This is a genomic window from [Clostridium] aminophilum DSM 10710 (genome assembly GCF_000711825.1).
Taxonomy (GTDB): Bacteria; Bacillota; Clostridia; order Lachnospirales; family Lachnospiraceae; genus Clostridium_R; species Clostridium_R aminophilum.
Map to the genome: position 1 here is coordinate 264,936 of NZ_JONJ01000003.1, position 13,560 is coordinate 278,495.

At 53.2% G+C, this 13,560-nt stretch carries 11 protein-coding genes, 1 other RNA gene and 1 pseudogene; 11 read left to right on the forward strand and 2 right to left on the reverse strand.

All coding sequences use genetic code 11. From position 1 onward, the window contains the following. Positions 1-89 precede the first annotated feature (89 nt). The 8 genes from BR86_RS0104725 (at position 90) to hslO (ending at position 8,735) form a co-directional block, all read left to right on the forward strand. Entirely contained in the window at positions 90-515 is a 426-nt protein-coding gene (locus BR86_RS0104725) for a cytidine deaminase (protein ID WP_031471843.1), read from the forward strand. Beyond that, positions 512-1,840, forward strand: a complete 1,329-nt coding sequence (locus BR86_RS0104730) for a thymidine phosphorylase (RefSeq protein WP_031471844.1) — start codon at positions 512-514, stop codon at positions 1,838-1,840. The genes BR86_RS0104725 and BR86_RS0104730 overlap by 4 nt, the downstream gene beginning before the upstream one ends. 104 nt (positions 1,841-1,944) lie before the next feature. Beyond that, a non-coding RNA gene (ssrS, locus tag BR86_RS15575) (6S RNA) lies at positions 1,945-2,126 on the forward strand. Between the two features lie 249 nt (positions 2,127-2,375). Next, the gene (locus tag BR86_RS0104735) at positions 2,376-3,638 is read left to right on the forward strand and encodes an AI-2E family transporter (RefSeq protein ID WP_031471845.1); all 1,263 of its coding nucleotides are present in this window, start codon (positions 2,376-2,378) and stop codon (positions 3,636-3,638) included. A gap of 101 nt (positions 3,639-3,739) precedes the next feature. After that, on the forward strand, positions 3,740-6,082 hold the full coding sequence (locus tag BR86_RS0104740) for a SpoIID/LytB domain-containing protein (protein ID WP_051684582.1): 2,343 nt from the start codon (positions 3,740-3,742) through the stop codon (positions 6,080-6,082). A gap of 227 nt (positions 6,083-6,309) precedes the next feature. Further along, positions 6,310-6,822, forward strand: a complete 513-nt coding sequence (locus tag BR86_RS0104745; protein ID WP_031471847.1) for an SEC-C metal-binding domain-containing protein — start codon at positions 6,310-6,312, stop codon at positions 6,820-6,822. Between the two features lie 223 nt (positions 6,823-7,045). Continuing rightward, complete coding sequence (locus BR86_RS0104755; protein ID WP_031471848.1) at positions 7,046-7,804, forward strand: class I SAM-dependent DNA methyltransferase; 759 nt, start codon at positions 7,046-7,048, stop codon at positions 7,802-7,804. 13 nt (positions 7,805-7,817) lie between these two features. Beyond that, entirely contained in the window at positions 7,818-8,735 is a 918-nt protein-coding gene (gene hslO / locus BR86_RS0104760) for an Hsp33 family molecular chaperone HslO (RefSeq protein WP_031471849.1), read from the forward strand. A gap of 270 nt (positions 8,736-9,005) precedes the next feature. On the opposite strand, the gene BR86_RS0104765 is transcribed toward hslO, so the two are convergent. After that, positions 9,006-9,209 carry a cold-shock protein gene (locus tag BR86_RS0104765; RefSeq protein WP_031471850.1) on the reverse strand — a complete coding sequence of 68 codons (204 nt, stop codon included), beginning with the start codon at positions 9,207-9,209 and terminating at the stop codon, positions 9,006-9,008. A gap of 389 nt (positions 9,210-9,598) precedes the next feature. Here BR86_RS0104765 and BR86_RS0104770 point away from each other — a divergent pair. Then, positions 9,599-10,162: pseudogene (locus BR86_RS0104770) on the forward strand (DUF5662 family protein); the annotation flags it as partial. A 32-nt stretch (positions 10,163-10,194) separates the two neighbouring features. On the opposite strand, the gene BR86_RS0104775 reads toward BR86_RS0104770, so the two are convergent. After that, entirely contained in the window at positions 10,195-11,496 is a 1,302-nt protein-coding gene (locus BR86_RS0104775) for a ribonuclease H-like domain-containing protein (RefSeq protein WP_051684583.1), read from the reverse strand. A gap of 369 nt (positions 11,497-11,865) precedes the next feature. Between BR86_RS0104775 and ruvA the strand changes: the two genes are divergently transcribed. Next, the gene (ruvA, locus tag BR86_RS0104780) at positions 11,866-12,486 is read left to right on the forward strand and encodes a Holliday junction branch migration protein RuvA (RefSeq protein ID WP_031471853.1); all 621 of its coding nucleotides are present in this window, start codon (positions 11,866-11,868) and stop codon (positions 12,484-12,486) included. A 24-nt stretch (positions 12,487-12,510) separates the two neighbouring features. After that, entirely contained in the window at positions 12,511-13,515 is a 1,005-nt protein-coding gene (gene ruvB, locus BR86_RS0104785; protein ID WP_031471854.1) for a Holliday junction branch migration DNA helicase RuvB, read from the forward strand. Positions 13,516-13,560 lie beyond the last annotated feature (45 nt).

Consider the following 13,560-nt stretch of genomic DNA (forward strand, 5'->3'; position numbering starts at 1 on the left):
ATGAAATTTCAAGATACAGAGCGGATCGGAGGAATGGGAGAATACATTTTGCGGATGTTGGATTTTCAGGCGGTCAGAGGAGGTAGATCATGGACGGGAAGAAGATGCTGGCGCAGAAAGCGCTGGGGGCGCTTGGATTCGCGTACGCTCCGTACTCGAAATTCCGTGTTGCGGCGGCTCTCCTGACGGAAGACGGGAGAGTGTTCACCGGAGTCAATGTGGAAAATGCATCCTATCCGGCCGGAATCTGTGCGGAGAGAACGGCCGTTTCCAAGGCGGTCTCCGAAGGCGCTACGGCCTTTTCGGCGATCGCAATCTGCGGTGGAAAAGACGGAAAGGTAACAGACTACTGTGCGCCCTGCGGCATTTGCCGTCAGGTGCTTCGCGAGTTCTGCGATCCGGAGAAGATGACCGTGATACTGGTAAAAACAGCGGATGACCGGAGAGAATTCCGCCTTGCGGATCTTCTGCCGGAGAGTTTCGGACCTGAATTTTTGGAAGGAGAGCCAGAATGAGAATCTATGACCTGATTGAAACGAAAAAACGCGGCAGCGCGCTGTCGGATGAGGAGATCCGGTATCTGATCGCCGGTTTTGTGAGCGGTGAAATTCCGGATTATCAGATGTCGGCGATGCTGATGGCCATCTGGTTCAACGGGATGAATGACCGTGAGATCACCACAATGACGATCGCAATGGAGCATTCCGGCGAGACGGCAGATCTGTCCGCCATCGACGGATTCAAGGTGGACAAGCATTCGACGGGCGGCGTCGGAGACAAGACAACGCTGATCGTCGGGCCGATCGCCGCCGCGTGCGGTGTCCGTGTGGCCAAAATGAGCGGAAGAGGTCTCGGATTCACCGGGGGGACCATTGATAAGCTGGAGGCGATTCCGGGATTCCGTACGTCCATTCCGAGGGAGGAATTTTTCCGGCTCGTGAGTGAGAACGGCATCGCGGTGATCGGACAGAGCGGAAATCTTGTTCCGGCGGACAAAAAGATCTACGCTCTCCGGGATGTGACCGCGACGGTGGACAGCATTCCGCTGATTGCCTCCTCCATCATGAGTAAGAAACTGGCCGGCGGTTCGGACGGTATCGTTCTCGATGTCAAGACCGGCGGCGGAGCATTTATGAAGACGCTGGACAATGCGGTCCGGCTGGCGGAGCAGATGGTGAAGATTGGCACGGAAGCCGGAAGGGCGGTGACCGCTCTGATCACGAATATGGACAGCCCGATCGGGTATGGAATCGGCAACGAGATCGAGGTTCGGGAGTCCATCGACGTTCTGAAGGGAGAAGGTCCGGAGGACCTGAGAGAACTGAGCATTCTTCTTGCGGCCGAGATGCTCTGCACCGCAAAAAAAGGATCTCAGGCCGAATGCCGCCGGATGGCGGAGGAAGCGCTGGCGGGCGGCCGTGCGCTGGAGGTGTTCCGGACCATGGTTATCGCCCAGGGCGGCGATGGCACATGGCTGGATGACGTCATTTCGGGGAGAAAGCCGTTCGACGCGCCGTCCCGGCCGATTCTTGCGGAAAAGGACGGGTATGTCGGGAAAATGGATACGGAAGGCGTTGGAATCGCATCCATGATGCTCCATGCGGGCAGGAAGACCAGTGATGATGTGATTGACCCGACTGCCGGAATCATTCTCCGGAAAAAGCAGGGAGATCCGGTGAAGAACGGGGATGTGACAGCGGTCATGTACGCGCAGGATGAAACCCTCTTTGATGAGGCGGAAAAACAGTTTACGGCTTCCTGCCCAATCCTCGGCACCTGCGAAAAACCGGAGAAGATTGTCCTCGCACGCGCGGATGCAACCGGTGTGACATATCTGTAATGAATATGACGAATTCTTAAAATTGAATGAATTACTTTACATCGGTAGAAATTTGTAGTATAGTGTAACTACAAATAGAAATGAGAACCGTAAAATGTGAGACAGAATTCCTGGGGTGTTCGATAATTCTTACCAGTTTTGATCCTACATTTGACGATTGGGATTCCAATATTTTTATGCGGATGTCAGGCCTCCGTTTTCGTTGGTAGACAGAAGTATAAGTGAGGTTGCCCACCTGGCGCGAGCTAGGAGTCAATATGGTAAGAACCGGCATCTTGGGCTCAAAAAAATAAGCAGCGCGCAGACGCTGCTTATTTCTTGTACAAGAGGAGAGTGCTTCGCACTTCCTGTGGCAGAAAACGCTCCGTGAGGATGCGCACGTCTCTAAGTGCTCCGCCAGCGAAGATGACACTTTGCGGACTATGACCTGAAAAGTCCGGCAGGCGGCTGAAACAACGGAGTGAGCAGCCATTTGCGGCAGCGCGTAAGAACATAATTTGACAATCATTGATCTGACTTGAAGAGGAAATACGGTATGGAGAAAAAAACGTTCCGGGATTATCTTTACCTTGGAATCACCCTGGTATCGGTCATTGCAATCTGCATTCTGATCGGATTCGGATTCCAGCACTGGGAGGGAGTTGCGGACTTCCTGTCCAAACTTGTCGCAGTCACGTCGCCGTTTATCTACGGCGCAGTGCTGGCCTATCTGGTTTCACCCGCGTATAACCGTGTGCAGGACGGAGTGTGCCGCCTGTTCGGAAACCGGGAAAAAAAGACGGGAGGACGTGCAGTCAGGACCTTTTCCAAAATGATCGCGACCGTCGTATCGCTCGCTCTGGTTATTGTGATTGTCGGAAGTGTGGTAGCCCTTATCCTTCCTCAGCTGATCGAGAGTATCCGGAAAATCTATGAGTCGCTTCCGCAGTACTGGTATAATATCAATGATTTAATCGAGCAGAAGCTGATGAACAATCCGGATCTGGAGCAGTCGGTTATGACGCAGCTCTCGAATACCTATGAGCGGTTCCGGATCTGGGGGGAGGATTATCTCCGGGGTCTGGATATGAGTAAGATCACCGATCTGATCTCGCAGTTTTCTACCGGAATTATCGGCATTCTCGTGGAAATCAAGAACTGGCTGATCGGACTGATCGTCATGGTTTATCTTCTGAACCTGAAGGAGACGCTGAGTGCGCAGGCAAAGAAAGTGATCTACAGCATTTTCAGCACAGGAACCGCGAATGCCATCATCGAAGAGTTCCGTTATATTGACCGCGTATTCGGCGGATTCATCGTCGGAAAGATTCTGGATTCCGTGATCATCGGTATCCTGTGCTTCCTTCTGATGACCATTTTTTCGATGCCGTATCCGATGCTTTTGTCGGCAATTATCGGTGTGACGAATGTCATCCCGTTTTTCGGCCCGTTCATCGGTGCGATTCCAACCGCCATTCTGGTGCTTCTCGTCAGCCCGATCAAGTGCCTCTGGTTTCTTGGACTGATCCTGCTTCTGCAGCAGTTTGACGGCAATATTCTGGGCCCGAAGATTCTCGGCGATTCGACGGGACTTCCGAGCTTCTGGGTTATGTTTGCCATTATCTTCTTTGGCGGTTTCTTCGGATTTGTAGGTATGATTGTCGGTGTGCCGCTGTTTGCGGTCATTGCAAACCTGATCAAGAGAGTGGTTCACCACTGGCTGAAGAACAAGGGACTTCCGGTTGAGACCTCAAAGTACATCCATCTGAAAAAGATTGACGAAGAGACAGGGGGAGTGGTCTCGAAGACAAAAGAGTAATATGGCAGCGTAAACATCGAAATGGTCCTGCAGTATCTGAGCGTACAGCAATGAAAGGAAGAAGCCGGCCGGAACAGGAAGACGGCATGCAAGGATAAGATATGAGAGGAACAGGGAAACCGGACAGAAACGTAAGAAATCATGCGGCAGGCAGAAAACGAATCCTGTTTTTTGCCGGTCTCATGTTTCTCGCGTTCGCTGTGCTGGTTTCCCTTTTTGTATTTCAAAAGAAAGAAAAGAGCGGAAACATTTCCCGAAAGGAAGCGGGCAGAAGACTGGCACTGGCCCTGACCGATCAGGAGCAGATCGACACCTATCTTGAGGAACACGGGAGTCTGTTTCAGGAGAAATCGGCGGATAACGGGGAGAATTCCGGAGAATCCGCGGATCAGCGTGCGGAATGGTACGAGGGGTATCTGACATATCTTGCCGGAAGTGGTTATCTGGAGGCGGGAGAGGATGCCCGCGTCTGGGCAGACGGCGCATTCACCAGGGGTGACGCAATGAAGGCGGCCGAAAAGGTCTCGGCCGGACTGGCGGAAGAATATCATGTGTACGGAAAATGGGCGGAGGAGACGCTCTCTGCGGAAGAGTGGGGAAACTATTATGAGAAGTTTCTTCTGGCGGCAGATCCGGAGAGAAATGTCAAAAAGACTGCATTTACCGTGTTTGGCTCGAGGAAAGAGGACGTGAGCCTTGGACAGTGGGAAATTGCCACAAGTCTCGGCATTCTGCGCTGTGAAGGAGAATCGGTTTCCGACTGGACCGACCGGGATGTCTCCGCACTCGTGCGCGGGAACGCGGTGATCGGCGGCGGAGAGATCCTGTCGGATCGCATCGTCTATCCCAACGCATGGGTCGCCCGGGCGGAAAAAGACTGGAAGGTGTTTGTCGGCGGCATTGTCCGGACATTTAAAAAACTGCCCGGAATCGAGGTGGAAGATCTGGGCGGACAAAACGGTGTGATAGCGGACATTTCACTCGAGAAGGGAAAACCGGAGGATGCGGTCCTCAAGAAGGAGACCGTGGAGGGAAGGATTCTCTCAGTCGGTGACTCGGAAATCGAGATTGAGGGCGTCGGAACCATCCCGATGGCAGAGAATTTCCATGTGTATAAGACATACGGAGAAATGCGGGAAGAAAAGACCGGTGATATGCTGATCGGATATGATCTTGGCCCGGTGATCGTTGAAAAAGGTGAAGCCTGTGCGGCGCTGATCGCGACAGACCGGATCGGTGACAGCATTCGCGTGCTGATCATGACCGATGATTTCTCGACCATATTCCACGATATGGCTGTTCTCAGGAGTGAGGGCGGACTGACCGTCACGGGAGAGGGAATCTCAAAGTCTGTTCCGGCGGGAGAACGTTTTACTGTCCGGCTGGGAGATGAACTTCTCCGCCGCGGCCGCATTTCAGTTCGGCCTGCGGAGAATGGAAAAGAGATTGAGCTGACATCGATCAACCGGCTGCAGGGGAAACCGACCTGCCGCGGAACGATTGAACTCTTCAGTACGTCGCAGGGGCTTCTGATCATCAATGAACTGAAGCTGGAGGATTACCTGAAACGGGTGGTTCCGAGCGAGATGCCGGAATCATTTCCTCTCGAGGCCCTGAAGGCTCAGGCAGTGACGGCACGGACATTCGCCTGCCGGCAGATTCTGAACAATGTTTACAGCCGCTACGGCGCGCATGTGGATGACAGCGTAAACTGCCAGGTCTATAACAATATCGGCGAAACCGGGAAGTCCAACCGGGCGGTGGAAGAAACCGCTGGTATCATGCTGTACGACGGCGATGAGCCGGCGCAGGTGTATTATTTCTCGACTTCCTGCGGATATACCACCGATATGAGCGCGTGGGGAACGGAGGAGCAGAATCCGGACTGCATTGCCGGCCGATTTGTCGGCGCGGCGGATCCCGGAAAGGATATGACGAAGGATGAGAATTTCACCCCGTTTATCATGAAAAAGGACGGCGGAAGTTATGATTCCTCTTATCCGATGTACCGTTGGACCGCGGAATTTACCGGGCAGTGGGCCAGAAAGCGGATCACGGGGATCGGCACGATCTACGGATTCTTTGTGGAAAAGAGAGCTGCGGGCGGATCGGCGCTGAAGATCCGTGTTGTGGGAAGCAAAGGGGAAAAAGTCATCCGCGGCATGATGAACATCCGGCGGCTTCTGGGGGATCCCGCTCGGAACTATTATCCGAACGGCGGAGGAAAAATCTCCGGAATCGATATTTTACCCAGCGCCTTCATCCACATCGACGAGACGAGCCGCACGGCGGACGGTGACCGCGTGTTTACCGTCTGGGGCGGCGGCATGGGCCACGGCATCGGCATGAGCCAGAATGCGGCCGGAGCCATGGCGGAGAAAGGAAAAAGCTTCGGGGAGATTCTGCAGTTCTTTTATAACGGGGCGGAAGTCCGGAAGCGCTGAGCGGTTCTGCCGGGGAAGACAGGAATTTCGGGATGGTTGCGAAAATGCCGGATTTGTACTATACTATCTCGGAATAGCGGTATGAAGCGAAACCTGCTTTGCGGGTTTCGAGGGTTTCGCGGCAGCTGCCGGGACTTCAGGCGGCACGTTTTTTCATGCAGTGCCACAGTGAAGCCGGGCGGGTGCCGACACCGAACGATAAATTCACGCATAGAAGGGAAATGAATATGAGCTTACTTGAGAATTGGAGAAATCTTGCATACGGCGATGCTCTGGATCAGAAACAGCAGACAGAGCTTTGGAACCGTTACTTTGAAGTGGAGAAGGGAATCTATGAGCAGATTCTCTCCGCACCGGAGACCGAGGTAAAGGGAACCGTAAAAGAACTGGCTGAGAAGTACGGAACCGATGTACAGACCATGACCGGATTCCTTGATGGTATCAGCGAGTCTCTGAAGGACTACAAGAATCCGATCGAGACCATGGAAGAGGACACTGAGGTTCGCATTCTGATCGATCCGGAGAAGCTCTATTACAATATGGTAGAGGCGAAGGCAACATGGCTCTATGAGCTCCCGCAGTGGGATTCCATCCTGAGCCAGGAGAAGAGAACCGAACTTTACCGCGCACAGAAGGCATCCGGCACGATCCGCCGTGAGGGCCGCAAGATCTACCCGAACGATGCATGCCCGTGCGGAAGCGGCAAGAAGTACAAGAAGTGCCACGGCAAGAACGCCTGAGCCAAAACCAATCAGAACAGAACATCATTTGCCGGCGTGGGTGTGAGAATGCCTTCGCCGGCATATCGTTTATGGAAGAAATGAGCCGGAGATCGTGTGAGCCGGAGAGTGCGGCCATCGCGTTGCGGCATCGGAGGATGGCGCTGCGGCGAATGTTCGGACTCATGATTAAGAGAGCAGCGGCTTTTCCGCTGTGAAATGGAGGATTATGGATCTGCGGGATATCAATGCTTACACCGAATTTGCCGAGGTGTATGATGAATTTATGGACAATGTGCCCTACGATGACTGGTGCCGGTATCTGATCCGTCTCCTTCGGAAATACGGAGTGGAAGACGGACTTCTCCTCGAACTTGGCTGCGGAACGGGAAGCCTTACGGAGCGGCTGGCCGATGCCGGATATGATATGATCGGCGTGGATTCTTCGTTGGAGATGCTGGAACAGGCTCTGGCAAAACGGGATGCATCTGGACACGATATTCTCTATCTGAATCAGGATATGAGGGAGTTCGAACTGTACGGAACGGTCCGTGCGATCGTCAGCCTGTGCGACTGTATGAGCTATATTCTGACCATGGAGGATCTTACACAGGTTCTCCGGCTGGCGAACAACTATCTGGATCCGGAGGGAATCTTTATCTTTGACCTGAATACGGACTGGAAGTACCGTCAGGTCGGGGATTCCACGATCGCGGAAGACCGCGAGGACTCCAGTTTTATCTGGGACAATTCCTACGATGAGGAGGAGCGGATCAATGAATACGATCTGGCACTCTTTATCCGTACGGAAGGGGATCTCTACCGCAAATACACGGAGACGCACATTCAGCGGGCCTGGCTTCCGGAGGAGATCCGGAAGGCGGTGGAAGACGCCGGCATGGAGCTGGTGGCCATGTATGACGCATTTACCGAGGATGAGCCGAGGCCGGACAGCGAGCGGATCTATGTGATCGCGCGGGAACACGGAAAAGCTGCACAGTAAGGGAGAATACAGGATGGAAAAGACGAAAGATTATATGGTGCGTGGAACGGCAGCGGGAGATATGATCCGCGCCTTCAGCGCAACGACAAAGGAAATGACGGAGTACTGCAGAAAAGTGCACAATACCGCACCGGTGGTGTCGGCGGCGCTGGGAAGGCTTCTCACAGCCGGCGTGATGATGGGAACCATGATGAAGGGCGACCGGGATGAGATCACCCTGAAAATCGACGGAGACGGACCGGTGCAGCATCTGATCGTGACGGCGGATTCCCACGGAACGGCCCGTGGATATGTGACAAATCCGAATGTGGAACTTCCGTTAAAGGGGCCGGCGAAGCTGGACGTAGGCGCGGCGGTCGGAAACGGCACGCTCAGTGTGATCCGGGACATCGGTCTCGGCGATCCGTATGTCGGTCAGGTGACACTGGTGTCTGGAGAGATCGCAGAAGATATCACCAAATATTTTGCCGTATCGGAACAGGTTCCGTCCTCCGTGGCCCTCGGCGTTCTGGTGGATACAGACCTCACCATCCGTCAGGCCGGCGGTTTTATCATTCAGCTCATGCCGGACTGCCCGGATGACGTCATTGACCGGCTGGAGCAGAATCTCACGGGTCTTTCGAGCATGACACAGATGCTGGAAGACGGAATGACCCCGGAGCAGGTTCTGGAGAGAGTTCTGGAGGGACTGGATCTGCGGATTCTGGAGAAGATTCCGCTGGAATACCGCTGCACCTGCTCTCATGACAAGGTGAGCCGTGCGCTTCAGAGCATTTCAGCCCATGATCTGAAGGAGATGGTGGATGATGGAAAAGACGTGGAAGTCGGCTGCCAGTTCTGTGACAAAAAGTATGTATTCCATCCGGAAGAGATCAGGGCAATGTATGTCCGCAAGATTGACGGGATGATTGAAGAAAGAGAAAACGGGTGACGCAAATCCGCCGGATTCACGGAATCTGGTGAATCCGGTGCCGGCGGGTCAGCCATGCAACGAGTCGAAACATGTTTCGTGATTTTCGCTCATTATCGCGGCAGTTGCCAAGGTTTCACGCAAGCGTGGGCTTTGGCTCGCTGCTTGCGTAAAAACAAAAGAGCTGCTCCCGAAAGAGCAGCTCTCTGTCATCACTTGTAATTCAATATAACGGTTCAGCCAATATATGACAATGCATAATTGTGAAACGGGTACATCGGATTGAGATGATTAGGCCATTACGGTAACGTTGGTAGCCTGCGGACCCTTTGCTCCGTTGACAACGTCAAACTCTACCTTGGCGCCCTCGTCCAGAGACTTGAAGCCTTCCATGGTGAGACCGGTGTAATGTACGAATACGTCATTGCCCTCTTCGTCGTTGATGAAGCCGTAGCCCTTCTGATTGTTGAACCACTTAACTGTACCCTTATGCATACTGTACCTCCAAAAAAATAAAAAAATAAGTATTGTCGCCGCCCTCATAACGGCTAACTGAAGAATAACATAATTCGAATGGCGTGTCAATTCCCTTTTTAATGAATTTTCACAAAATATGGTGAAATACAGAAAAAGGCCTTGTGAAAATTTTACGAAGCAAAATCACCTCGGTTTTATTGAAAGTAAAAAAATATACAGCACAGGTTTTGGGAAGAAGAACACAATTGTTTGTGTTTTTAATGGAAACAAAATACAAACAATAGCATTAAAAAGCAAAAATGCGGTAAAATCGTGTTGGAATTCATGGTAATTGAAATAAAACACGTCAGTTTATGCAAATGAATGGAGATATGCCGGCTTCGTGATCAGACGGACAGGAGAAATATATGACGATCGGTGAGCTGTTCCGCAATGCAACGGGACATTTTAAAACTATCACAAGGCATAAGGCCGAAGTGATGAAGAACTGTTTTCGGATCGGCCTGTATGGGCAGGGACTTCTGCATGACCTTTCGAAATACACGCCGGAAGAGTTTATGACCGGAGTATTCTATTATCAGGGAAATCGGAGTCCGAATGCGGCGGAGAAGGAAGTGCACGGTTACTCGGTGGCATGGCTGCACCACAAAGGGAGAAACCGGCATCACTATGAATACTGGATCGATTACGGTCCGGATCGGGACGGCATCAAGTGTACGGAACTTATGGGCAACAGGATGCCGCTCCGGTATCTTCTGGAAATGATGTGCGACCGGATCGCGGCGTCCAAAGTATACAAGGGATCCGATTATACCGACGCCGCGCCGCTGCAGTATTTTGAGGCATCCCGGGAAATCCGCTCAAAGGCGATGCACCCGGTCACCAAACATCAGCTGCGGGTGCTCCTGCGGATGCTGAGTGAGCGCGGAGAAGAAGAAACCTTTGCCTTCGCGCGGGCACTCCTTCGGAGGGAGAAAAGAGAAAAAGCGAAGATGCGTCTTGCTCAGTTGAGAAGCTTTGCGCGGATGCCGGAAAAGAGGCAGGGGAGAAAGCCGGACAGATCCGTTTTACGGAAGAGATCCTCTTTCGCCTCGCAGAATTCGGGCGTTGATTTATAATCTTCACGGAAAGTCACCGGAAAGATGCCGGACGGTACCGGGAGAAAAACTCCACTGGTACGGGTGTAGCAGGTCTTTGCGGTGGCTTTTTTGCGGGCGGATTTTTCGACGAACTCCGCGACACTCTTGTGGTAGGCGCAGTCTTCCGCCGGGAGATAATAATAGTTCCGGTAATCCGGGTAGAAATGTTTCAGCTCTCCGGAATAGAGAGGAAGCCGGACCGTGATCTCATTGCGCTCAAAACGGGTAAAAAATCCGGTCTCTTCCCATTCTACCGGGCACGGGACGGCCACCGAACTTTGAAAGCGAAGTTCCGCGAAGCCGTTTCCGGATGGGGAAGAGTACTTTGCCCGGGCTTCATTTGCGGGAGCGACGTCCGGAAAGTCCGCATTTGTCCTGGCTTCATTTGCGGGAGCGGCGTCCGGAAAATCCGCATCGAGATGGTCTTCACTTGAGGAAATGTCATTCGGTGAAGCCGCTTCCGGTCGATTTCCGGCTGACTCCGGAATGTCGATTCCGAGAAAGCGGAATTCCGCCCTGGTGAGGAGATCCGGGTAGAAGAGGATCGGAAGGATTTCCGGCATTCCGCGCAGATCGTCCGCATTGTGAAGAAGGAGAAGGTGAAGCCGGGCCGGCGTCGGATGGCTGACATATTCCCGGTAGACCTCAATCAGCTGACCGCCGGTGTATTCGTCGGTGCGGCGGATACCGAGAAAACGTTCGACACTTTTCTGTTTCAGGGAATCGAGACCGAAGAAGGAGCGGAGCGGCCGGATTTTTCGAAAGATATCGAAGCTCTCCACCGCGTCGAACTCCGGACGGATGCCGAGATGCGCGCAGCGCCCGGTGATGAACGGAATATCAAACATATCGCCGTTAAAGTGAATCAGTACACGGAAGCGGGAGAGAAAATCAAAGAAGGCCGTGATGACATCGCTCTCGTCGTCGGGAGTTTCGGCAAACCACTGGATGAGCTGCCAACCGCCGCCGGAAGAGGAGGGATCGCTTCCTGCGCCGTCTTCCGGCCGCCCGTACCAGACGCAGCCGATGAGATAGATTTCGGCGGTTTTGGCGGAAAAGCCGGTTGTTTCAATGTCGAAAAACAGAATTTCGCTTCTGTCGGCGATCCCGGACAGAGGATACATTTTTTCCGGATTGAAATCGAACGCTTCCTGTATGACTTTCATGATGATGTTACCTCGCTGACTGTAGCTGAATCGAATTGCTTTTGGTGCAATGTGCCTGAATCAATTTACTTTTGGCGTAGTGAACCTGAATCGGTTTGCTTTTTGTGTAATGAACCTGAATCGGTTTGCTTTTGGCGTAGTGAACCTGAATCGGTTTGTTTTGGCATAATGTGCCGGAATCGGAACGGTTTTCGTGACGGTTGCCCGGTAACCGGGTTTGTCATATAAAACCGATATCAGTATAGCAAAAAGAACGGAGAGTTTCAAAGAAGCGGCGCGGTTGCATTGGCCATGTTGGCATGATATGATAATGAAGTATAACTTTGTACAGAGAAGAAATGCGCTGTACGGGTGGAATGGAGAAGAACTTTGATAGCATACGTCAGAGGAATCCTCACAGACAAGGATGCGGACAGTATCGTCGTCGAGGCCGGTCAGGTCGGGTACGGAATTCACGTGCCGATGTCGGTTCTGGAGGCGCTTCCGCCGGTGGGTGAGGAAGTAAAGATATATACGCATATGGCCGTAAAGGAAGATGACATGTCGCTGTACGGCTTTCTCAGCAGGGAGGAACTGGCGATGTTCCGAATGCTGATCGGCGTCAATAAAATCGGACCGAAGGGGGCGATGGGGATTCTCTCCGCGCTGACACTTTCGGATCTGCGGATGGCACTCTTTACCGGTGACGTGAAGCGGATCGCGAAAGCTCCGGGAATCGGCGCGAGAACCGCGCAGAGGCTTGTCCTGGAACTGAAGGACCGGATTTCTGCGGACGACGTGCTCACACCGCCGTCGGGAAGCGGCGAAGTCCTGTCGGCGCAGGATGTGCCGGATGTCACCGGAACCGCAAAAGAAGCGGTGGAGGCACTGACCGCCCTCGGCTATTCCGCGTTTGAGGCGGCAAAGGCAGTCAAGAAGGTAGAAATCACCGGGGAGATGTCCACCGAGGATGTGCTCAAGGCGTCTCTGAAATATCTGGCGTTCCTGTAAGCGGTGAGGATGAGGCATTAAGTTATGGCAAAACGGATTATCAGCACGGAAGTGTCCGAGGAAGACCGCCGGATCGAGGCGAATCTCCGGCCGCAGCGGCTGAGCGAATACACCGGTCAGAAGAAGCTGACCGAACATCTGAAAATCTATATCGAGGCGGCAAAAGTCCGCGGCGAATCGCTGGATCACGTATTGTTATACGGCCCTCCGGGACTCGGCAAGACGACACTGGCCGGAATCGTGGCCAATGAACTCGGCGTGCACATGAAAGTGACGAGCGGACCGGCAATCGAGAAGCCGGGGGAGATCGCGGCAGTGCTGAACGGTCTTCAGGAAGGGGACGTTCTGTTTATCGATGAGATTCATCGCCTGAACCGTCAGGTAGAGGAAGTTCTCTATCCGGCAATGGAAGATTATGCGATCGATATCATGCTGGGAAAAGACGCGAATGCCCGGTCGATCCGTCTGGATCTGCCGCATTTTACGCTGGTCGGTGCGACCACGCGCTATGGACTGCTGTCGGCGCCTTTGCGTGACCGCTTTGGTATCGTGGAAAAGATGGATTTTTACACACCGGCGGAACTGGCGGAGATTGTGACGCGGTCCGCAAAGGTGATGCAGGTTGCAATCGATGAGACCGGTGCGTATGAGATTGCGCGCCGGTCCCGGGGAACGCCGCGTCTGGCGAACCGGCTTTTGAAGCGCGTCCGCGATTTTGCCCAGGTGAAGTATAACGGTGAGATCACACGGGAAGTGGCGGATTTTGCGCTGGATATTCTGAATGTGGATAAAATGGGTCTTGACCACAATGACCGGGCGTATCTGGACATGATCATCGGAAAATTCGAGGGCGGTCCGGTAGGCCTGGAGACTCTCGCGGCGGCCCTCGGAGAAGACGCCGGCACGCTGGAGGATGTCTATGAGCCGTATCTTCTGATGAACGGTCTTATAAACCGCACGCCGAGAGGCCGTGTGGCGACCGGGGCGGCATTTTCTCATCTCGGGTACGCGAAGAGGACGGAACCGTAAAGACATACAGACGATAATAGCGGAAATATACAGGGAGAACATCGG